Source organism: Plantactinospora endophytica, assembly GCF_016862915.1.
GTDB classification, from domain to species: Bacteria; Actinomycetota; Actinomycetes; order Mycobacteriales; family Micromonosporaceae; genus Plantactinospora; species Plantactinospora endophytica.
The window spans coordinates 59,565-83,358 of the sequence record NZ_BONW01000033.1; the positions used below are offsets into that span (position 1 = coordinate 59,565).

General features: G+C 67.7%; 12 protein-coding genes. 11 read left to right on the forward strand and 1 reads right to left on the reverse strand.

Annotated features, from left to right (window positions below; translation table 11 throughout):
• The first annotated feature begins 57 nt into the window (after positions 1 to 57).
• From Pen02_RS30055 to Pen02_RS30080, 6 genes are all read left to right on the forward strand, one after another.
• A complete protein-coding gene (locus tag Pen02_RS30055; protein WP_275413624.1) occupies positions 58 to 1,647 on the forward strand; it encodes a nuclease-related domain-containing DEAD/DEAH box helicase in 1,590 nt (529 codons plus the stop codon).
• Positions 1,648 to 1,650: 3 nt separating this feature from the next.
• On the forward strand, positions 1,651 to 4,806 hold the full coding sequence (locus Pen02_RS30060) for a helicase-related protein (protein WP_203869512.1): 3,156 nt from the start codon (positions 1,651 to 1,653) through the stop codon (positions 4,804 to 4,806).
• A gap of 20 nt (positions 4,807 to 4,826) precedes the next feature.
• The gene (gene drmB, locus Pen02_RS30065; RefSeq protein WP_203869513.1) at positions 4,827 to 6,608 is read left to right on the forward strand and encodes an MrfA Zn-binding domain-containing protein; all 1,782 of its coding nucleotides are present in this window, start codon (positions 4,827 to 4,829) and stop codon (positions 6,606 to 6,608) included.
• Entirely contained in the window at positions 6,605 to 7,714 is a 1,110-nt protein-coding gene (locus Pen02_RS30070) for an AAA family ATPase (RefSeq protein WP_203869514.1), read from the forward strand. Before drmB ends, Pen02_RS30070 begins: the two co-directional genes overlap by 4 nt.
• Positions 7,715 to 7,871: 157 nt before the next feature.
• The gene (locus Pen02_RS30075; protein WP_275413622.1) at positions 7,872 to 8,360 is read left to right on the forward strand and encodes a very short patch repair endonuclease; all 489 of its coding nucleotides are present in this window, start codon (positions 7,872 to 7,874) and stop codon (positions 8,358 to 8,360) included.
• Between the two features lie 11 nt (positions 8,361 to 8,371).
• Positions 8,372 to 9,685 (forward strand): ATP-binding protein, encoded by a 1,314-nt coding sequence (locus tag Pen02_RS30080; protein WP_203869516.1) that lies wholly within the window; start codon positions 8,372 to 8,374, stop codon positions 9,683 to 9,685.
• A gap of 10 nt (positions 9,686 to 9,695) precedes the next feature.
• On the opposite strand, the gene Pen02_RS30085 is transcribed toward Pen02_RS30080, so the two are convergent.
• Positions 9,696 to 11,525, reverse strand: coding sequence for a DNA cytosine methyltransferase (locus tag Pen02_RS30085; RefSeq protein WP_239141534.1), 1,830 nt, complete (start codon positions 11,523 to 11,525; stop codon positions 9,696 to 9,698).
• Between the two features lie 300 nt (positions 11,526 to 11,825).
• On the opposite strand from Pen02_RS30085, the gene Pen02_RS30090 reads away from it, so the two are divergent.
• From Pen02_RS30090 to Pen02_RS30110, 5 genes are all read left to right on the forward strand, one after another.
• Entirely contained in the window at positions 11,826 to 14,072 is a 2,247-nt protein-coding gene (locus tag Pen02_RS30090) for an AIPR family protein (protein ID WP_203869518.1), read from the forward strand.
• Complete coding sequence (locus Pen02_RS30095) at positions 14,069 to 15,583, forward strand: ATP-binding protein (RefSeq protein WP_203869519.1); 1,515 nt, start codon at positions 14,069 to 14,071, stop codon at positions 15,581 to 15,583. The genes Pen02_RS30090 and Pen02_RS30095 overlap by 4 nt, the downstream gene beginning before the upstream one ends.
• A gap of 109 nt (positions 15,584 to 15,692) precedes the next feature.
• Positions 15,693 to 18,632 (forward strand): Z1 domain-containing protein, encoded by a 2,940-nt coding sequence (locus tag Pen02_RS30100; protein ID WP_203869520.1) that lies wholly within the window; start codon positions 15,693 to 15,695, stop codon positions 18,630 to 18,632.
• Between the two features lie 798 nt (positions 18,633 to 19,430).
• On the forward strand, positions 19,431 to 20,867 hold the full coding sequence (locus Pen02_RS30105) for an ATP-binding protein (RefSeq protein WP_203869521.1): 1,437 nt from the start codon (positions 19,431 to 19,433) through the stop codon (positions 20,865 to 20,867).
• Between the two features lies 1 nt (position 20,868).
• Positions 20,869 to 23,619 (forward strand): Z1 domain-containing protein, encoded by a 2,751-nt coding sequence (locus Pen02_RS30110; RefSeq protein WP_203869522.1) that lies wholly within the window; start codon positions 20,869 to 20,871, stop codon positions 23,617 to 23,619.
• The last annotated feature ends 175 nt before the right edge of the window (positions 23,620 to 23,794 follow it).

Below are 23,794 nucleotides of genomic sequence, written 5' to 3' on the forward strand. Positions count from 1 at the left end.
GCGACGCCGCCCCGAGGGCTAGGTCCTTGTCACGTGAGGCAGAATCTACGAGTGCAGATGGTTCCAGAGCCAATCTCCCCCTCCACGCAGAGTGCCGCCGAGACCTCCCTATATCGGCGGTTGAAGCTGCTCGATACAGGTTGGAGCGTGGCGTTGCACAGCCTCAACCTGCCAGAACATTCCTGGAAGCGGGTCAGCGAGATCGACTTCGTCGTCGTCGGTTCGCGTGGCGTCTATGTACTCGAGGTGAAAGGCGGATTCGTCGGCTGCACCAACGGCATTTGGACGTACCGCGACCGGTCCGGTGCTGAAAGGCGTCGCAGGGAGAGCCCCTTCGCGCAGGTCAACGACGCGATGTTCGTCCTGCAGCGGCGGCTCGATGAGATTCTGGGCCACGACGTGATGCGACGGGTACCGATCGGCTATGGGGTTGTGGCGCCCGACTGTGACCTGTCGTCACAGGTCTCTGTCGAGTGGGCCGAGGAGACCCTGATAGATCGTCGGCAGTTGGATCGTCCGGACGGTCTGCAGCGCAGTCTCGGGCGGTTGGCGGCCTACTGGCGTGCCAAACCCGGTCGTCGTGACGCCACCCTGGACGCTCCAATGATCGACAAGATCGTGCAGGCCCTGCGTCCCACGTTCGACACGGTGCCGACCCTGCGCCAGATCGTGACGGACGCGGAGGCCGATCTGGTGGCGTTGACCACCAACCAGTACCGGGCGCTGGATACCTACGGTCGCAACCCCCGGATCCTCGTGGAGGGCGGTGCTGGCACAGGCAAGACGATGCTTGCTGCGGAACTGTGCCGGCGGGCGGCAGCGGACGGGCGGCGGGTGCTCTTCACCTGTCGCAGTCAAGTGGTCGCCGGGTTCGTCCGTCATCAGCCGGGCCTGGAGTCCGTGGAGGTGGTGGCACTCGCCAACCTCCCGGATGTCGTCGCCGGCCCGTTCGATGCGATTGTCGTCGACGAAGCGCAGGACATCATCAACTTCCCCGACCTGTCGCGACTGGAGGCGCTGCTCAGCGGGGGCCTGGGCGACGGTTTCTGGTACATGTTCCTCGACAGCAACAACCAGCGGGGGCTGGTCGGCTCCTGCGACGACGAGGCTCTCGCCTACCTGCGCTCCATGCGACCGACTGAGGTGGTGCTGCGCGACAACTGCCGCAACACACGGCAGATCGTGTCCTCGACGCACCGCGTCACCGGAGCTGACACCGGTGTGTCCTCCGCCGGCGACGGCCCCGAGGTGACCACCGTCGTGGAGCCGGATCCCACTCGTCAGGCCGCCGCCGCCGCCCTCGAACTCGACCGTCTCGAGGAGAACGGAATCCCGGGCACGGAGATCACACTGTTGTCGCCGCTCCCGTTGCAGGAGTCGGTGTTCTCGGGTCTGCCGGCACGGTGGCGTCGTCGGGTCGATGTCCTTGACCTGCGCGGCCTGCGACGTCCGACCCGTGGACGGATCGCGTTCGCCCGGGTTGAGGACTTCAAGGGGTTGGAGAGCCGGTTCGTCCTTCTGGGTGATGTTGATATGGCTCATATGGCCGTAACGGAGCGCGTCCGCAATCTCTACGTTGGGATGACCAGGGCCAGGGTCGGGCTGTGGATCGTGACCGGCGAGCGGTCCGTGGGATCGGAGGTCTGACCAGTGACGTCCACGTCACCCGCCGAAGACAGGGCACAGATCCTCGACTACCTGCGCCGGCAACTGATCGGTCCGTGGGAGGACGAGGACGAGGTCCTCGGCGAGCGCCCCGACCGCCGTTACCTGAGCGGCATCCTCTTTCCTTGTGAGGCGCCGCTGGATAGCGACGCGAGCGATGACATTGTGGACGACGCTCCGGCGTCCGGCGCGGTCGATGACCTCGACGAGGATCCGGTGGCGCTTGCCGGCCAGCTTCTCCCCGCTTCCGTCGGTCTGAGCTTCGTGACGTCGACCTGGTCGGCGCTCCGGATCGAGGTCGAGGGTGCCCGCTACGAGCGCGAGGAACGGCAGCGGTGGCGACGCCGCCCATTCGAGGCCAGGGGTACAGCGGCTATCGAGGCACCGGCGCCCGCCACCCCGGGCCGTACCCGTCATGACCTGCCTGGGTGTGATGCCCATGTCGTGATCGTCTGGCGCGCCTACGGCGCCGGCGCGCTCGTGACAGTGTCGCTGGTCAACAGCCGTACGTTGTCCCCAGGGGGCCGGGTGGATCCGGCCGACTGCCTGCTGCAGGTCAGGCTGCGCTGCGATCCCGTGAAGGGCCTCATCGCCCCGTACCCGTCAACCCTGCGGATGCACGTGGATCCCGAGGAGGAGGAGCTGGCCCTCCTCTACCGCGACGTCCCCGTGTTCGCGCTCGGTCACGGCGCCGCCGCGACCTGGCAGGCGCACGGCGCTGAAGCCACCTCGGTGGAAACCACCTACCTTCCCCGCCACGTCGTACCGGACATATCGTTCGAGCTGCCTCAGAGCGACGAGGAGACCAGGTCCGGCAGAGACGACACGCTCAGCCTGGTGCGGCTGGCCACCATCGAGACAGCCACCGACGACATCATCGCCCGGCTCGACCGCTTCGTCGACGGCTATGACGACTGGGCGGAGAGCCTGAAGACGGTGCGCAACTCCGTCGATCCGCCACTGCAGAAGGCCGCCGGCCGTCTCTGTGATCGGGTCGACGAGGCCCGGGCGCGGATGCGTGACGGCGTCAGACTGCTCGAGAAGGAGCCCAAGGTCCGTCAGGCGTTCGCACTGGCGAACACCGCGATGCTCATGCAGATGATCCACACCGGACCGTCGTTCGCCGCTACGGCTCGGGCCTGGAACGACCCCCTCCCTCCGGCACCCGACTACGCCGACCCGGACCGCTGCTGGCGCCCGTTCCAGCTCGCGTTCCTGCTCCTCACCCTCCGCTCGGTGGTGGAGACCGACCACGAGCACCGGGATCTCGTCGACCTGATCTGGTTCCCCACCGGCGGTGGGAAGACCGAGGCCTACCTCGGACTCGTCGCCTTCACCGTGATGCACCGCCGACTCACCCAGGGCGACGCCGGCGCGGGCACCACGGTCATCACCCGTTACACGCTGCGGCTGCTGACCGCCCAGCAGTTCCAACGGGCCGCAACCCTCATCTGCGCCTGTGAACGGATCCGTCAGGGACGCCAGGACGACCTGGGCACCCGCCCGATCTCGATCGGTATCTGGGTCGGCGGCGGCAACAGCCCCAACAAGTTCGCGGAAGCGGTCAAACTGCTCAACGAGATCAGAAACAAGGAGCACACGACGGTCGGCTTCCAGGTGGAGCAGTGCCCCTGGTGCGGCACCAGCCTCCTGCCCACCGACGACGCACCCCCTCAGGCATGGGGCATCCACGCCGACAACAACAGCTTCCGTGTGAACTGCCCGAACAGCGGCTGCGTCTTCCACACCTCACTACCGGTCTCTTCGGTCGACGAAGCCCTCTACGCCGACCCACCGACCCTGCTCGTCGCCACCGTCGACAAGTTCGCCCGGCTCACCCGTGAACCCCGCGCCGGCGTGTTCCTCGGAGCCGGGCCCGACCCTGGGCCGTCCCTGATCATCCAGGACGAGTTCCACCTCATCTCGGGACCCCTCGGCACCGTCGTCGGCCTCTACGAGGCCGCCTTCGACGTCGCCATGTCCTCCCACGGCGTACGGCCCAAGATCGTCGCCTCGACCGCGACGATCCGTCGGGCCGACACCCAGTCGCTGGGCGTCTTCGGCCGACCCATCGCGTTGTTCCCACCGGCCGGACTCGACGCAAAGAACTCGTACTTCGTCAGCACCGACGACACGAGGCCCGGACGCCTCTACGCCGGCATCATGCCCCAGGGCCACACCCCGCTCACCGGAATGGTCCATCTGTCCGCCGCCATGCTCAACGCACCGGTCCAGCTCCCGCTCGGCCCCGAGGCGGCGGATGCCTACTGGACCCTGATCGCCTACCACAACAGCCTTCGGGAACTCGGGAAGACCGTCACGCTCGCCCACGATGACATCCCTGCCCGGCTGGGCGTCATCGCCCCCGCCGAGGACGATCGCCGCACGCTCGACGACTCGGACATCATTGAGCTGACCAGTAACGTCCCGGCGGCGGAAATCCCACGGTATCTGCAGCGGTTGTTCGTCCCCCGCGGCCAAGCGGGCGCCGTGTCGTTCGTGCCCAGCACCAACATGATCTCGGTCGGGGTCGACGTGCCGCGACTGGGCCTGATGCTCGTCGTCGGGCAGCCCAAGACCACGGCCGAGTACATCCAGGCCACCAGCCGTGTAGGGCGTCGTCAGCCCGGCCTGGTCGTGACCCTGTACTCGCCGTCGAAGCCCCGCGACCGCTCGCACTACGAGTCCTTCGTGCCCTACCACACCTCCCTCTACCGGGCTGTGGAGCCGACCTCGGTCACCCCGTTCTCGGTGCCGGCCCGCACGAGGGCGCTGCACGCCGGGCTGGTCGTTCTCGCCCGGCACGCACATAACTGGCGGCACGACAACGACGCCGCCAGCTTCAACCCGGACGACGACGACTGGCGTGCCCTGGTCGACGCTTTCATCACGCGGGCAGCTGCAGCGGACCCCGACGAGCGGGACGACGTCGTGCGGCATCTGGCACAGCTGGAGGACGAGTGGGCCGGGCTCGTCGACCGCGGTCATCCCAGCGGCGGGCTCACGTACGGCAGCGGAGGTCGGGAACGGGTCCAGTTGCTGCGCCGGTTCGGCACCCCCGGCCCCGGCTGGCCAACTCTCGACTCTATGCGCAACGTCGACACCGAGATCCGGCTCCGGATACGTGGGGAGAACTTGTGACCGAGCGCAGGCTGCGACGGATGCAGACGCTGAACCCCTTCGGGGTCGGCGCCATCGTCGACATGCTCGGCGAGTCCTTCGTCGCCGAGGACATCACCCGCTGGAAGGGCCGCCTCCACACGATCCCGGCCGCGCGGATCGCCGCCCATTTCGGGGTGGAGGAACTCCGCACCCCACCCGACGTGACCGACCGGGGCGAACTGCCGTATTACCGCTTTCCGCAGTGGCTCTTCTGCGGCGCCTGCCGGTCGATGACGCGGTGGAGCATCCGCCGCGAGAAGCCCGGCAAGGCTCCCCGCTGCGGCAACTGTCGGCGTTCACCCCAACTTGTTCCGATGCGGTTCGTGGCGGTCTGCGGGAATGGTCACCTTGACGACGTGCCCTGGCCCGCTTGGGCCCACTCGGGCGGTAGGCGGGGACGGGAGCAGCGCCAGTGTGGTAAGGCCGAGCTCAGGTTCGTGCACGTCACCGCCGTCGGTGGTGGCCTCGAATCGCTGCGCGTTCAGTGCACCACCTGCAGCGCCGAAAGAGATCTCGCCCATCTGACCTCCCCAGGGGCGCTAGCCAAAATCAACTGGTCGTGCCGCGGCCGTCAACCCTGGCAAAACGACAACGAGGCCGTCGCCTGCGAACTATCACCGGTGGTGCTGCAGCGGGGAGCGTCGAGCGTCTACTTTCCCGACACCGGATCGGCAATCGACCTGCCGCCCGAGTCCGACTGGGCCACCTGGAGCGAGGACGCTGTCCGCGTCGAACAGCACCCGTTCTTCCGCGCGCTGCTCGGCTCTCCGGACAGCCATGTCCGGGACGGCATGATCGAAGTCATTGCCGCCGCCACCGAGGTTACGGTGGCGCAGGTCCGCGCCGTCCTCAACGACCGTCTCGGCACGACAACCACTTCGGCCGACACTCCCGGGGACCTCGCGGAGAGGGAATGGCTGGCACTGACGAACCCACGCGACGACCACGATCATCGTGACCGCTTCATCACCCGACGGGCGCCCTTCCCGGCCGCGGCGGGCCACGGTGGTCTCCAGCCGGTCGTCGACCAGCTCGCCCGACGGATCTCCGACGTCGTCATGGTCGACCGGCTACGGGAGATCCGGGTACTCCGCGGCTTCCGCCGACACACCATGGACATCCATATCCCCGCCGACCTCGGAAGACGCAGCGGCAGCCTCCCCGCTATCGAGATCTTCGGTGAAGGGATTTTCGTCCGGTTCGACGAGGAATTGATGCAACGGTGGGAGTACCAGCCCCCGGTACTCCGGCGCACCGAAAGTCTGCGTAAACGGCTGGCCGGCAGCATGCACGCGCGATGGATCGAGGTCGAGCCGACGCCGAGACTCGTACTGCTGCACACGGTCGCACACCTGCTGCTGCGCCAACTGGCCTTCGATGCCGGATACCCGTCGTCCTCCCTGCGGGAACGGATCTACGCCAGCCTCCCGGACGCGCAGATCCCGATGGCGGGAGTCCTCATCTACACAGCCGCAGGGGACAGCGAGGGCACGCTCGGCGGCCTTGCCCGTTCCGGCCGGGCCGACCGGCTGGCCGTGACCATCGTGTCGGCCCTTGCCGCCGCCCAGTGGTGCTCCCTCGATCCCGTCTGCTCCGAATCCACCGCACAGGGGCCGGACGGCCTGTCCATGGCTGCCTGCCACGCCTGCACCCTGGCCGCCGAGACCAGCTGCACCTTGGGCAACCTCCTGCTCGACCGGAACCTCGTCGTCCACGAGGAGTACGGCTACATGCGGGAACCGCTCGCCGAACTGATCGCCGTGCGGGCAGGTACGGCATGACCCTGCGGATGCCCGAACTGCCGGATCTGACGCCCGGTCAGCGCGAGGCCGTATCGCTGCCTTTCGAGAGTTCGTGTCTCGTCACCGGCGGCCCAGGGACCGGCAAGACGGTCACGGCCGCGTACCGCGCCGCCGCACTGCACGCCTCCGGCAGGCCGACCACCATGCTGATGTACAGCAAGGTCCTGTCCGCCTACACTCAGGCAGCCGTCGCCCGCCTCTGCGCAGCTGACATCGTCACCACCTATCACAAGTGGTTCTACGATTTCTGGCGCACCTGCTACGGGAAGAATCCACCCACCATCCGTCGCTGGGAAATCGACTGGATGGCATGCCTCGCCCAGGTCGTCGGCCAGCCGCCCCCGCGGCAGGAGCCGCGCTACCTCGTGATCGATGAAGGCCAGGACCTGCCGAAGGAGTTCTACCTTGTCCTGCGCTCGATCGAGCCCCATCTGACCGTGTTCGCCGATGAGAACCAGCGCATCACTGCCAGTCAGAGCACAATCAGGGAAATCACCACCCACGCCGGCATCAAGTCGGTGACCAGTCTTTCCAGGAACAGCCGCAACACCAGACCGGTCGCCGATCTCGCCAACCACTTCCACCCCGCCGGAGGCAGCGACATCAGCACCCTCACCGAGGGTCCCCTGCCGCGGCTCGCCCGACATGATCAGAGGACGGAGGCCGCCGAGCACATCGCACGCCACGAGCGCGAGCACCCTGCTGAGACAGTCGGCGTCATCCTTCACCAGGCCAACGACCTCTGGAGCTTCCGCCGCCTACTCGACAGGCGGACCGCCAACTCCGTTCAGGGCTACGTCAGTGGCCGACGGACCGGGCCGATGGGAGACCCCGCGTTGACCGGACCTGGCATCAAGCTCATTACCGCGAAGAGCGCCAAGGGCCTGGAGTTCGACACGGTCTTCCTGCCCGAACTTCAGTCCGTGTCCGGCGACCCGACGACGGACGACACACGCATGCAGATGTACGTCCTTGTCACCAGGTCCCGCCGCAACCTGACGCTCATGTACACCGGGACCGGGGAACCCGCCCTCATTGCATCGTTGCCCAAGCGGCTGCTGGATCTCTCGGTCCCGGTCACGTGAGCGCCACTTGGATCCGCCGGACGGCAACCGACATCGAACACCTGTTCGTAGAACTCGTCGTCGTGTCGCCCCCCACGCCCGGGCGTCCGGATCCGCCGACCCGAACACCGCAACCCGTGCAACGTCGGGGCTACGGTTGGCCTGTGGCAGGTCCGTCGTGAACCGAACGCCTGCGCCTCTGAACGACACGGTCTCGGCGCAGATGCGACGGATGCCGCGCGAACGCACCGGACCGGAGTTGCGGTTACGGCGCGAACTGCACCGACGCGGCATGCGCTTCCGGGTGAACCGCAAGGATCTTCCCGGTCGTCCGGACATCACCTTCAGCCGGGCCCGGCTCGCGGTATTCGTCGACGGATGCTTCTGGCACATGTGCCCCTCACACTCCACCATGCCCAAGAACAACGCGGAATGGTGGCGGGCGAAGCTGGAACGGAATGTCGAACGGGACAGGGAGAAGGACGAACTGCTGGTCTCGCAGGGCTGGCATGTTCTTCACGTGTGGGAGCACGACGACACCGGAGTGGTCGCCGACAGGATCCAAGCGCTCTGGTTGTCCCTGCGGGCCGCCCGTCCGACCGGGTCCGACGGCCACGTAACTGATCTTGGGTCGTCTGTGGCATCCTGGTCGTCACCGACTACGTGACGGAGGATGGGGTGGCCGGAAGGGCGTGGTACGACGTGTCGCCGTCGGCGGCGCGGTTGACAGGCTCACTACGGGACATCGGCTACGACTTCCCGACGGCCGTGGCCGACGTGGTCGACAACAGTGTCGCTGCCGGCGCCACCCGGGTGGAGATCCTGATCGAGTACGACGGTACCGATTCGCGGGTGTTCATCGCAGACGACGGCGGCGGCATGTCGCCTCCGGCACTCCTGGAAGCACTTCGTTTCGGCACACGTCGTGATTACGGCCGGAGCGAACTGGGACGCTACGGGCTCGGACTCAAGACCGCGTCCCTGTCCCAATGCCGCCTTTTGACGGTGGTAAGCCGCAGTTCGAGGAGCAGGGTCCGTACCTGCGCCCGGTCGCTCGACCTCGATCTGATCGGGGAGTGGGACCAGTGGGTCGTCGTCGACCCCGCCAACAGTGACCCGACCGTCTTACGGGCGCGGCAGTGGCTCGCCGAGGGCACGGGAACGGTCGTGGTCTGGCGGAGCCTGGACCGGGTACTGCCGGAGAAGCGCCCCGAGGGCGGGTGGGCGCGGCGACGGCTCGACACACTCGCCACCCGGACCGCCGAACATCTCGGCATCGTCTTCCACCGCTTCATCGAGGGCGTGACCGGGCGATCACAGCTCGTCATCACCGTCAACGGGCAGAAGGTCGAGCCGTGGGACCCGTTCGCAGGACAGGAGCCGGCCACGGTCGAGCTCCCCGCGCAGCGGTTCGAGATCGAATCCCCCGGCTCTGTCGGCAAGGTGACACTTCGCAGATTTGTCCTGCCGTCCCGCGACAGCTTCAACGATCCGTCCGGTTTCGACCGGTTGTCGGGGCCACTGAACTGGAACCGGCAGCAGGGCCTGTACGTGTACCGCGCCGAGCGCCTGGTCCAGTGGGGCGGCTGGGGTGGCATCCGCGGCATTGACGAGCACACCAAACTGGCACGGGCCGCGATCGAGTTCGACACTGACCTCGACACAGCGTTCAACATCAACGTGGCAAAGATGAAGGTCAGCCTCCCCGCCCAGCTGCGGCAGCTGATCGAACCGTCGGTCAACGAACTCTGCATTCTGGCCGACGATGCCTACCGCAAGACGTCGCGTGTGAGGAACGCGGCTCCGGTGCCTGCGGACCTCGGTGCGCCGGCCGAGGTCCGGGCCGCCGCGCAGGCGGCCTCCCACGCCGGCCTCGCCCTACGGATGGCGGCGATGCAGGTCGATCAGTGGAGCGCCTGGGAGCAGATCGAGACTCTCCTGCGGCGGCAGTCGCCCGAGGTCGCCGAACTCCTCGGGCTCGACAGGGGTTAGCGCCGCCCGGTCAGAACAGCGGATCGGACTGGATGCTGGCCTCGGCGCACGTCTTGGCCAGGGGGCACGCCTGGCACACCGGTTCCTGCGGCCGGCACAGGGTGTTCGCCAGCTCGATGAGACCGAGGTGGGCGCTGCGGGCGTCGGTGTCGATGCCGATCATGCGGGCGACCTCGAGCCGTCCGTCCGTGAGCCGGTTGCGGCTGCCCACGGGGTTGCCGCTGAACCGGGCGGCCACGCGCAGGACGCCCTTGGTGACCAGGACCGGCTCCTCGGCGTTGTCCTCCTCCGCAGCGGGGACGGCGAGGATGGCCAGGTCGGCGACCGACTCGTTGAGTCCACGGACTTTCCGCAGGGCGTCGTCGTCACGCAGCAGTGCCGGATTGTCAGCGAGGGTACGTGCCAGTTGTGCGACGGTGTCGGCACGGGCTTCGCGGGAGATGAAACGGCCGATGCGGCGCAGGTCATCCTCGCGCGCGACGGTGTCCTGGGGCTGCCGCCAGGCCCGCAGCGTCCGCCAGACCTGGCCGAGGACTTCCGGATGGGCCCGGTCGAGGAGGATCTCGCCCTGGATGACCTGCCAGCGGGTCTCCGCACGCAGCCACGGGATGCCCTTGACCTGAGCGGCATCGAACCAGTCGGCGAGGGCCGCTGCGACCTCCTGGGTGCTGACCTTCGCCGGTGTGCCGGCGTTCAGCGACGCGGAGACGGCGCGCGCGAGGTGCTCGCCGAGCATCGGAGGGACGGCGTTACCGATCTGTTTGAACGCCGCCGACGGCGGGCCTGCGAACCGGAAGTCGTCCGGGAAGGTCTGCAGCCTCGCCGCCTCGCGGACGGTGATGGTGCGGTGCTGCTCGGGGTGGATGTACCAGTAGCCGTCCTTGGCGATGTGCGCGGTGATCGTGCGCGAGAGCCCGTGCTTGTCCAGCCGCTTGTACTTGTCATCGAAGATGTCGTCGCGGTAGCGCTTCATCTCCGCAGGGAGGTCGGAGTAGCGGGTGCTCGCGTCCATGAGTTTGAACGCCTTGAGGTCGTCGTCGCGGACGGGCCGGGTGATGTGGTCGAAGACCTTGTCGGCGTCCTCGGCCATGACGTTGCGGCGCATCCGCTGCTGGAACTCGGTCCTGGGGCCCGCGTAGTCGGCCCACCCCTCGGCGCCTCCGTCCGGGCGCCATCCTCCCTCGACCTTGGGCAGGTCACTGATGGCGTTCCAGACGGTCGGCCGGTCGGCCGACTCGGTGGGCCACCGGAATTCGACGCGGTCACGCAGGGCCACGAGGATGAGCCGCTGGCGGAACTGCGGGACGCCGTACCGCCAGGTGTCGACGGCGCGTTCCTCGACCGCATAACCGAGCGACTCCAACTCGTGGACCATCGTGCGGAGGATGAACATCTCCTTGTCGAGCGCCATGTCCGGCACGTTCTCCATCAGCACGGCCGGGGGCTGCGCCAGGCGGATCACCTCAAGGAACGAACGCCACAGGTCGCGGCGTTCGTCGTAGGGATCACGCAGGCCGTGACGGACCTTGTGCCGGATGATGTAGCGGCCGGCCTTCGAGAATGGCTGGCACGGCGGGCCCCCGGCGAGCAGTTCTACACCGGCACTCCGGACAAGGTCGGCGACCTCGCGGATCCGCTCAGGGTCGCCCAGGTCCCAGTTGGTGCTCAGTCCGCCGTGGTGGTGACGGTGCGTCTCGATCGCCTCGGGGTAGTGGTCGACGGCGAGAACCACCCGGTAGCCGGCCTCCTCGAGACCGAGGCTGAGACCTCCGGCCCCACTGAACAGGTCGGCCGCCAGCTTCTCGCCACGTTCGCGGGCCTCTTCGGCGTAGCGGAGCATCGCGGTGGGACTGTCGCAGGCGTCGGGGTGCTTCGGCAGCTGTACGAACGGACCTCGGATGAGTCTGACGCCGTACGCCCCCCGCCGGGCGGATGGATCACGCGCCGGCGGGGAGGGACTGTCGTCAGCAGCGGTCACGGCAACGGACATTACCGGCACGGGCCGGCATTCCCAAGTGGCTGTTCGGTCCCGCGCCGGACGCCTCCCGGCCGGGCGACCGGTGCCCGCCCGGCGGGACGGTCTGTCAACACCGACGCGGTCACAACCAGCGCCGGCCGCACGGCTCCCGGTGGCCGTCCGGTGGTCCACGGCTGGGCCGATGGGACGGGACGAAGCATCGGGAGCGACGTCCCGCTCCACCGGCGGCGGTCACCGCCGGGCATCTTCCCTATGCTTGAGACCTTCCGCACGCGGTCGACCACGTTGAGGTGGGACCGCCCGTCCCCTCGGAGCGGCCCATGTCCACGGTCAGCCCCCGCCGGGGCGCGTCCACCGGCGGCGCGCCCGCCTCGTCGACATCGACGGAGGTACGCGGTGCGTGAGTCGGACCTCGATACCTACGCCTACAACCTCCTGGACGAGGTGCGGACTGTCGCGGACGTCAACGACTGCGACCCGCAGGAGGCCTTTGCCGGGCTGGTGCTCGAGCAGCTCGCCGGCGACGGGCTGACCGAGGACCCGACCGTGGTCCGGTTCAGGGACCACGGCATAGAGGTGAGCGGCTACGGCGTCTCATCGGACGACCGGAGCCTGGACCTGTTCGTCACCAGCTACAGTCCCCGGGCCGACGACGCCCACAAGATCAACCGTGCCGAGATCGAGACCATGTTCCGCCGGCTGGAGAACTTCGTCGCACGCAGTCTGTCCGGCGCGCTGGCCCGGAAGGACCCGTCATCGGAGGTGACCGGCCTGATCCAGACGGTGGTCGACAGGTTCCCGCGGGTTGACAGGGTCCGTTTCGCCCTGATCACCAACGCCCGCAATGTCATGCGTGAACCGCCACCACCTCTGCAGCTGGAGGGACGTACGGTCTCCCGCGAGGTCTGGGACCTGCGTCGACTGGCGAACTGGACGGTTTCCGGTAGCCGTGCCGAGCCCATCGTCGCCGAGTTTTCCACCGGCCTGCCCTGCCTCGGGACGCCGAGCACGACCGAGGACTACTCGGTCCTGCTGGCCATCGTGCCCGGGACGGATCTCGCTGATCTCTACGCGCGGCACGGGGCACGTCTGCTCGAACTCAACGTCCGTTCCTTCCTACAGGTCCGTGGTGCGGTCAACGCCGGCATGCAGCGGACGCTGCGGGACCACCCGGAGCGGTTCCTCGCCTACAACAACGGAATCGCGGCGACAGCATCCGCAGTGGACTTCGACGAGGAGACGCCCGGTCGGCCGCCGCGGATCCGCCGGATCCACGACCTACAGATCGTCAACGGCGGGCAGACCACCGCCTCGATCCATCACGCCCGCCGCACCACCGACGTCAGCGCCGTGCTGGTGCAGATGAAGTTGACCGTCGTGTCGCCCGACCAGCTCGACGAGATCGTTCCCCGCATCTCCGCCTACTCCAACACCCAGAACCGGGTCACCGCCTCCGATCTAAAGGCCAACGTGGGCTTCCACGTCGATGTGGAACGCATCATGCGGACCTTGTGGGCGCCACCGGGCCCCGTTCACGACAATGACACCCACTGGTTCTATGAGCGTGCCCGCGGTCAGTACGCCAACGCCCTCGCCGCTGAGGTGACCCGGTCCCGGCAGAAGGTCTTCAAGGCCATCAACCCGCCCGACCAGAAGTTCACCAAGTCCGAGCTCGCCAAGTACGAGGCGTCCTGGACCATGCATCCCCAGCAGGTGTGCCTCGGCGCGGAGAAGAACTTCACCCTGTTCTCCGCCTGGCTCGACCGGCAGAACCTCACCGTGGACAAGGACTACTGCCGCCGCCTGGTGGCCAAGGCGATCCTCTTCAGGCGTACCGACAAACTGGTCGCCAGGCAGAACTTCGGCGGCTACAAGGCCAACATCGTCACCTACACGGTCGCGAAAATCGTGCACGCCACAGGCGCCAGGATCGACCTGGACCGCATCTGGCGGGAGCAGAACCTCCCACCCGCGCTAACGGACGCCGTCACCGAACTGGCCGTCCTCGTTCAGAAGATCATCACCTCCCCGCCGGAAGGCAGTACCCACGTCGGCGAGTGGACCAAGAAGGACGCATGCTGGGACGCCGTACGCGACCTCGACTGGACCCTTCCGCCCGCGCTCGACGCGGAGCTGCTCCCATCCGAGACAGACACCGCCGACGACGCGCACAGGTTCCGGACCGGCGACTGGCAGAACCTGGAAACGTGGGGAACCGTGACCGGCACCTTCGACCATCAGCAGCGGGCAGCCGTTCGCGACGTCGCCCACGCCCTCGCCCACGGCAATATTCCCGCCGGGAAGCAGATGCGTGTCGCCGCCGAACTGATGGACCTCGCCCGCGACCGCGGATTCCGACCGGCATGGCCCGAAACCCCCGGCGGCGGCCTGCCCGGAGGGGCCCGATGACCACCTGGACCGCACAGGTCCCCACGGACGGCACCGTGGAACTGCGGCCCGACCCGCACGCCCTGGACTCCCTGGGACGCAACCACTCACTCGAGACGGCACTGGCGGACCTGGTCGACAACAGCATCGACGCCGGCGCACGTAACGTCCTCATCCGCTTCATCCGCCGCGGCACACGCCTCGTCGGCCTCTACATCGTCGACGACGGTCGCGGCATGACCCCCGACACCGTCGACACCGCCATGACGCTGGGAGGCCGACGATCTTACAGCGGCAATGACCTGGGCCGCTTCGGCATCGGACTCAAGGCCGCGTCGTTCAGCCAGGCCACCAGCCTGACCGTGCTGACCCGGGCCGCCGGTCACCCCGCCGTCGGGCGACGGTGGCTGCACCGTGGCGGCCGTACCGGCTTCCACTGCGACATCGTGCCCACCGACTTCGCCGAGACCGAACTCGACCGTGCCTGGACGCTGAGCACCTCACCGTCCGGCACCGTCATCCGCTGGGACGAGGTGTCCGGCTTCCCTGCCACCGACGACCCGGACCAGGTCACCACCTTCCTGAACCGGGCCATCGATCACCTCCGGGGACACCTCGGCCTGATGTTCCACCGCCTCCTCGGCGCCGCACGTACAAGGATCGTCATCGATGTCGAGGAGACCACAGGTGACGTCGGCGTCCCGACCGAGGTCGGACCGATCGACCCGTTCGGCTATCCGAGTCCCGCGCCGGGCTGGCCACGCACCCTCACAACCGACGGCAACGGCACACGGCTCGTGATCACCTGCCACATCTGGCCGCGGCGGACGAACGACGAGCGGTACCGGCTCCCGGGAGGGGCTGAGAACCGCCAGGGCCTGTACTTCTACCGCCGCAACCGGCTCCTGCACGCCGGCGGGTGGGAAGGCATCCACGCACCTGACAAGAAACTCCAGCTCGCCCGAGCCAGCATCGACATCGACGGCGACACCGCCGGCCTGTTCACCATGAACCCCGAAAAGTCCAGGGTCACCGCCGGCCCGGACTTCGCCCGCGCCGTCACTGCCGCCCGCGCCGACGACGGCACCACCATCACCGACTACCTACAGGCCGCCGAATCCATCTGGGCCACCAGCAACCGACGGGCAACCGCACAGCGCCGTCCGGTGCTCCCACCCGGCAAGGGCCTTCACCCCAAGGTCATCCGTGAGATCACCGACGAACTGCCGCAGATCAACGACGCACCGCTGAACATCCTCTGGGCCCGGTTCGACAACGACAACTTCTTCGAGGTCGACCGCGCCACCGGCACCCTACGACTGAACAACCGGTACCGCGCCGCGGTCCTGGGTGGGCGAAGAGGCGGCCTCAACGACGTTCCCCTCCTGAAGAGCGTGATCTTCCTGCTCATGGAGAACCTGTTCCAGGGCGTCCACCTCGGTGCCCGCGACAGGGACAACATCGATCTCTGGCAGCAGATCCTCACCGCCGCCGCCCGCGCTGAACTGGACACATGGACGAGACGATCATGACCGGTGGACATCGCGGCGTCAGTCTCCGCGTCGACCCCGCCACCGCCGTTCCCGGTGAGCGGGCACGCCTTTTCTTCCACTACGCCATGCCCGGAGGACAGAGGCTCCGATGAGCGACGAACTCAGCACCGCCTACAGCGCCGCCCTCGACGCCATGGCCCGCACCGGCCCCAGGAACCTCCACCCCCTGGCGGCCATGCTCGGCGACAACAGCCTGGCCGACGGCAACGCCCTGCTCACCCACCTGCGCGCTGCCGGCCCCGAGGACGCACTCCGTCAGCAGTTCGCCCACTCTCTGGCAGCCTGGGACCAGGCCGCCACCGACGCCCCCTGGACGGCCGGTACCACCGGCGATACCCCGGAACGCCGCAGTGCGGTTCTCGACGCACTCAACCTGGACCCGACAACGCAGAAGCTGTTCGCCGACTGGTTCCCGTACGCAGCCGTAGCCACGCCCATCGTCATCGCGGACGACTGGGAAGAGTGGCGCGACGGGCAACGACGCCACGAACGGGACTTCTACTGGGCGCACTACCGCAAGTACCTGCTCGACAGAGGTTGGGACGACAACGCGGTCATCGGGCTCGACCGCGCCACCGAGGAGGTGGTCCGACGCCTGTCCGATCCCACCCGTGCCAAGGCATACCAGGCCAAAGGACTTGTCGTCGGCTACGTCCAGAGCGGCAAGACCGCCAACTTCACCGGAGTCATCGCCAAGGCCGTCGACGCCGGATACCGCCTGGTCATCGTTCTCACCGGTACCACCAACATGCTCCGCGCCCAGACGCAGCGCCGCCTCGATATGGAACTGCTCGGCCGCGAGAACCTCGAACTCGAGATCTCCGCCCACGACTCCCGGAGACACGACTACCAGGATGACCCCGACTGGGACGCCGACCGGTTCATACGTCACGGCGGTCGCCCCTCCGACGCCGGCTACCCCGACATCCGCCGGCTCAGCACTCACGCCTGGGACTACCGCCGCCTCCAGCAGGGCTTTTCTGCGCTCGAGTACCACCGTCGTGAACGCACCAGACGGCTGTTCGAACCGGCCAATCTGTTCACCAGCGATGCCCGCCTCGTCGTGGCGAAGAAGAACAAGAACGTGCTGCAGGACCTCGTCGCCGATCTCGGCCGCATCAGCGACCGCCTCGACGAGGTCCCCGTTCTCATCATCGACGACGAGTCCGACCAGGCGTCGGTGAACACTTCGAGCCCGAAGAAGTGGAAGGACGACAGCCGCGCCCGCACCGCCATCAACCGGCTCATCGGACAGCTGCTGACCATGATGCCCCGCGCCCAGTACGTCGGCTACACCGCAACACCGTACGCCAATGTCTTCGTCGACCCGGACGACGTCGAGGACATTTTCCCCCGCGACTTCCTCGTCTCACTGCCACGGCCTCTCGGCTACATGGGAGCCGAGGACTTCCACGACCTCGACACCGACACCCCGCTGAGCCAACGCAGCTACGCCGATTCCCAGGAGCATCGGCACGTCCGCCTGCTCAGCGAGGAACCGGACGACGCCGAACTGCGCACCGCACTCGACATGTACCTGCTCACCGGCGCGGTCAAACTGCACCGACAGCGGCTGGGACACGCCACGTACCGCCACCACACCATGCTCGTCCACGAAGCCATGGGCCGGGAATCCCACCGCGAGGCAGCCATCACCATCAACGCGATGTGGAACACCGGTGACTACCGCGGCCCGTCCGGACTGCGACGCCTGCGCCAGCTGTACGAGACCGACGTCCTGCCGGTGAGCCACGCCAGCTCCCCGGAACTGCCCACGCCGCCGAACTTCGACGACCTACGGCAGGACATCGGTGCAGCCCTCAGCCGGATCAGCCCCCCGGACCGCGATACAGGGCCGGTCATCGTCGTCAACAGCGATCCCGATCTCGAACGGCAGCAGGAGAGCCTCGACTTCGACCGGCGCCCGGTCTGGCGTGTCCTCGTCGGTGGCAACAAACTCGCCCGCGGCTTCACGGTGGAAGGGCTCACCGTCACCTACTACCGTCGTGCAACCGCACAGGTCGACACGCTGATGCAGATGGGCCGCTGGTTCGGCTTCCGTCCCCGCTACCGCGACCTCGTCCGGATCTACACGACAGAGGAACTGCACAGCATGTTCGCAGCCGCCTGCCGCGACGAGGAATTCCTCCGGGCCGAGTTGCGCCGCTACGCCCGCCCTGTCGACGGCCGACCGCAGATCACCCCACGACAGGTACCGCCACTGATCGCCCAGCACCGCCCCGACCTACGTCCCACCAACCGCAACAAGATGTGGAACGCCCGGCTCGTCGAACGCAGCTCGCCTGGCGAACCCATGGAGCCCGTGGCCTATCCGTACCCCGAAACGGCCGCGCGCCTGACGCTGGGCAACAACACGGTCTGGAGGCCCGTCCTCGCCGCAGCCGACCAGGTCGTGCGGTTCAGGACCGTCCGGGTCACCAGAGTGAATGACGTGGCGGTCACGCAGGCGGCCGGCACACACTACGACGCCCGCATCGCCACACTCGGACACCACCGGATGCTCGAGATCCTCGGCGCGCTCACCTGGAACGGATCCGACACCTTTCAACCGGAGATCGCCTGGCTCCGCACCCTTCGTCCCGACCAGCTCAACCGCTGGGTCGTCATCTTCCCGTTCCAGAGTTCCAGCAAGGGCACAACCCAGAACATCATGGGTCACGGGCCGTTCAGTATCTTCCAACGAGCCTGGACCGTGTCCAAGGGATCGTTGAGAGTCGTGAGCGAATCCCGCCACCGCAACGCGGCCAACCGGATAGCCGGCCTGGCCACACCGGTTCCTGACCTCGCCGCCGACAAACTCGCCGAACCTGCCACCGGCGCTTTGATCATGTACCCGTCGGTGAGAGACAAGCACGAGTACGGCGACAGGCCCATCCCGGACGACCGGATCACGCTGGCGTTTCACCTCGTCACACCACTGAGTACGACCCCCGTCAACGGCAAACTCATCAAATGGCAGACCCGCAACAGCAACGACCCCACCGCTGTCGTGGTCGACACGCGATAGCCACAGACACGCCCCGTAGCACAGCCGTGCGGCGGAGACTGAGCCCCCGGTCCCCCTTAAGCCAACGGTAAGGGACCCCGGTACCCCGGCGTCGTAATCGAGGCTGGGTCCGCCCGCGCCGTTGGACACGCCGACCTCGGAACGTCCCACGCCGATGCGACACGGCCTACTCGGACGGGTCCCGTCCGCGTTCGTCGACGCCCTCGGGTGGCGGCAAATCCTGGAGCAGGAAGGGACCTGATCAGCCGCATGCCAGGAACGAGGTACCAGCACATCGGCGTTCCGGGCCCGGGTGTCGGCTCCGGTGTGATGGGTCGTCACGTCCGCGCGGGTATCACCGCGACCGGGCCGGGCCGACGCACCCGACCCGGAATGTCCGCCCTGTAATCGTCCAATCGGACGCATGGACTCGCAGATCGTCCAGTCCGTGACGTACGCCCATCCCACCGGTGGGTATCCGGGCTCGCCTCTGCGGACGCCGGTTACGCTCGCCGGGCCGCCCGGCCGGTCGGATCCGGCCGGCCGGGGCCCAGGCAGCTCGGATGGCTACAAGCGCCGGATGATGGGCGGAGTCTTGAGAGTCCATTCCTGTCGGTCCCGGCCGCTAGACTCGAAGGCCCACTCGCGATCCTTAGTCACCGAGCCCTGCTGGTGACGGCCCACGCTCCATCCCTTGCGGAGGAAGACCGTGTCCATCAAGGAACGAGCCGACTGTTCAACGCGACCGAATGGCCGGCAGGAGCAGGACTTCGCCCTTGCCGCCCGCCGGTCCTCGACCCGGGGGCGGAGTGCGGGGGCATGAAGACCGAGGAGATCATCCCGAGCGCCGCCCGGTTGACCAACTCCATGCGCGACCTGGGATACGACTTCGTCACCGCCGTCGCGGACCTGATCGACAACAGTGTCGCGGCCAAGGCCAGACGAGTCAACATCACGATCCACTTCGCCGGCACCGACTCCTGGGTCCGGATCGCCGACGACGGCGACGGTATGACCGGCGTAAGCATCTCCGAGGCCATGCGTCTCGGCACTGCCCGCAGCTACGACAACGCCGACCTCGGTAAGTTCGGCCTCGGTCTGAAGACAGCGAGCCTCTCGCAGTGCCGCAGGCTCAGCGTAGCCAGCCGCACCGATCGCAACCGGGCGCACGTCGAGGCGCGCTGCCTGGACCTCGAGCACGTCACCGAGACCGACCGATGGGAGATCATCCACCTGTCACGGTTGGAACGACCCGAGGTGTTGACCGCGCCCCTGAGGAGCTCGACGGGAACGGTGGTCCTGTGGGAGAACCTTGACCGGGTCCTCAATCACCGCGACCCGTGGGGGGGCTGGGCACAGCGCCTTCTTCTCAACCTCGCCGAGCGGCTCGAGTTCCACCTCGGGATGGTCTTCGGCCGCTTCATCTCCGGCGAGGCCAGCCGGAAGCGCCCGTTGACGATCACAGTCAACGGCAACGTCGTGGAGCCGTGGGACCCCTTCGTCCGTGACGAACCGAAGGTCGAGCCGCTACCGCCGCGTGAGTTCGAGGTCGGCGGAGGGTTGGTGCGGCTCCAGCCCTTCGTATTGCCTGCCCAGCGCGACTTCAGCGGCGACGCCGCGTGGAAAAAGGCCAGTGGGACCAGACAATGGAACTCCCGACAGGGTTTCTACATCTACCGGGCGGACCGGATGATCCAGTCCGGTGGCTGGTCCTGGATGCGGACGGCGGACGAACACACGAAGCTGGCCAGGGCCGCGTTGGAGTTCTGGCCCGACCTCGACAATGAGTTCCAGATCAATATCTCCAAGATGCGTGTGAAGTTGCCGGAGGAGCTCCGCGAGAAACTGGACGCACCCGTCGCCCAGTTGCTCAAGCGTGCGCAGGAGAAGTACCGCGGAGGCGAACGGTCGTCGGTGTCCCGGCCGGGACGGCGGACCGCCCCGCCGGCGAACCCGCCACAAGCTGGGAAGCCGTCGGGGCCGGGCAGCGCCGACACCGGTTCGGGTCGCGACAGAAGCGGCCCGGTCGTACCGCACCCCGGGACTCCGGGCGGCACCGCCGGGGGCGGCACCCCGGCCACGAGCACGGCCGGCAGCCGTCGGACCGGCACCCGGATCGTCGACCCGGAGCCGTCGGGTGCCGCCGCAGCCCTGCAACGCGCGGCCGGTCGCGTCGGCCAGACCGCAGCCCTTGCCCTCATTCGCGACGAGCTGCGTCGCAGCGAGCCGGAGGCGGCACGTGACCTCGGGTGGTGAAATGGGGGCGCAGATCCCCGTCGAGGTCTACCTCCGTGCGCTGAGGGCCGGTATGAGCGGCGGCCTCACCCTGGACCAGGCCCTGGAGACGTTCATACCGGAGGGTCTTCGGGACGAGCTCCGGGCACGATGGACGGCCGACCGCGTGACCCTCGAGCCGGTCGCCGTTCTGTCCAGAAGCGGATCCCGTTCCTGGTTCGACAGCCATGATCCGGCGGCGGGCTACTACTGGCCCCGGCTCCGGGAGTGGCTGCTGCTCGACAAGGGACGGACCGAGAGCGCGATCGACGCGGTCGACACCGCGACCGACAAGATCCTTTCGATGATGGGCGACCCCCGTCCCGACAGCTCCCCCTTCCAGGTCCGCGGCCTCGTCGTGGGCTACGTACAGAGCGGAAAGACGGCCAACTTCACTGCGCTGATCGCAAAGGCGTACGACGCCGGCTACCGGATCGTCATCGTGATGTCCGGCCTGCACAACTCGCTCCGACGTCAGACCCAGCTACGTCTCGAGGATGAACTCGGTCTTGTACCGGCCGGACCGCACCGTCGCGCTGTCGAGCAGCCAGCGCCCGGCCGGGTGATCGTCCGGATGACCGGGGCCGAGATCTGGCAGGACTTCCATCCGGGCACGGCCGATGCCAGCCTGCTGCAGGGCACCGTGCCCCTGATCTTCGTGATCAAGAAGAACGCCAGCGTGCTGCGACGGCTTGTCGGCTGGCTCGAGGAGCGGCAGCGGGTCGCTCCACCGGTCCTGATCATCGACGACGAAGCCGACCAGGCCAGCATCAACACCGGCGGTAACCGGCAGCCTCTCGACGAGGTTGTCGATCTGATGGCCGACGACGTCGACGCTGCCGCCGACGGACTCGACTTCGTCAGTACCCAGGCCCAGGCGGACGAGATCAGCCCCTCTGTGATCAACGGACTGGTCCGCCGCCTTCTGCAACGGCTGGACCGCGTCAGCTACATCGGGTACACGGCGACCCCGTTCGCGAACGTACTGATCAATCACGAGGCGATGGACCGGGAGGTCGCGGACGACCTCTACCCACGTGACTTCATCGTCTCGCTCCCGCCACCGCACGGCTACTTCGGCCCGGAGAAGCTCTTCGGTCGAGAGGCGTTGGCCGGCGAGGGAGGCGCGGATGTTCCGGGCCTCGACGTGATCCGGCAGGTCAGGGACCATGAAGCGCGCCTACTCACCCCCGGGCGCGGGGCACCGCCCCTGGACGTCCTACCCGCCAGCCTCGACACCGCACTGACCGACTTCATTCTTGCGATGGCGGCACGCGACGTCCGCACGGGCGGCACGCCGGCCTCGGCGATGCTGATCCACGGCTCCCAGTACACCTACCAGCAGGACGTGATCGCAGCGCTGGTCCGCGAAAGACTGGCGGTCCTGCGCCAGCGGTGGCGCTACGACCAGGACAACACCAGGCCCGAGTTCGATGCCCGCTGGGAGGGCAAATTCCTCCCCGTGACCGGCGCCATCGCACCCGACCGGGCTCTCACGTTCGCCGAGATCGAGCCGTCCATCACCCGAATATTCCGGGCCGAGCTGCCGGTCATGGTGCTGCACAACCGATCCCCCGACGAGCTCGACTACGAGCGCAATCCCGAACTCCGCGCAGTCGTGATCGGCGGCAACAAACTGTCCCGCGGACTCACCATCGAAGGACTCCTCACCTCGTACTATGTCCGGCGCGCCAACTACTTCGACACCCTCCTCCAGATGGGACGCTGGTTCGGCTACCGGGAGGAGTACGTCGACCTCACCCGTTTGTGGACCACGGCCGACCTCAACGACCGGTTCCGCGCCCTCGCCACAGCCGAGGAGGATCTCCGCCGTGAGATCCGTCTGTACGAAGTGCTCGGCAAGAGCCCTCGCGACTTCGCGCCGCGGATCCGGGCCCACGAGACGATGCAGATAACTGCCAGGAACAGAATGGGTAGTGCTCAGGAGATCTCCTATGACTTCTCCGGCACCCTCACCCAGACCATCCTCTTCCGCCTCGACGACCGGGCCTGGCTGCAGGACAACCTCGACGCCACGCGCCGGTTCCTCGTCGGGCTCGGCGTCCCGAACGCGGTGGCCGACGACGGCCTCCCGGCATGGCGCGACATCGACTGGCGCGACATCGAACGGTTCCTCGGCGACGGCGGATACCAGACCGCGCCGGGTGTCGGCCGGTCCGCGCTCGACCTGCGCGAGTACATCGCAGCGCAGGCGAAGCACCGGGAGCTGGTGCGGTGGAGGGTCGCCGTTCGGGCTCGACAGACCGAAGACGAGCAACTAGGCACTGAAGATCTCCACATACCGACGTTGGGTCCGGTGCCGTGCATCAGCCGTGCCCGTGAGGCGATGTCCGAGGCCAGCATCGGCACGCTGGTGAACCCGGTGAGCCGCACGAACCCCGGCGGCGGTGACGAGGACATCGGACTGACTGACGATGACCGCAAATGGGCGGCGGCCTCGGCGGCGGAGCAGCAGGTCAGCTACCCCGTCGCGCTGCGTAATCGCCGGCCCCCGGAAGAGGGCCTCCTTCTGCTCTACCCCATCAGCGCGTGGAGTCAGCCACGGGATCCTCAGGGAGCGACGGAGCGGAGGAAACCACCCAAGAGACCACTGTTCGACGATCCGGTACGCGATGGTGTCACCGTCATCGGTATGGCTGTGAGCTTTCCGGCCTCCGACAGCCCGGCCACCGTCCGGTACGTCGTCGGCTCAGCCGGTCCGGTCACCTCATGACCGGCGGACAGCCGACTCCTCGCGTGCCGACCGATCTCGAGCAGACATGGGGCTCCCTACCCGCCGCAACCGGCGAGATGCTCGAGGCCCATCGGCTAACCGGTTGGCCCGTAGGGCCGGTGCTGGCCGCGGTCGACGCGAGTGGCACCAGGCATCTACTCATCGGACTAAGAAC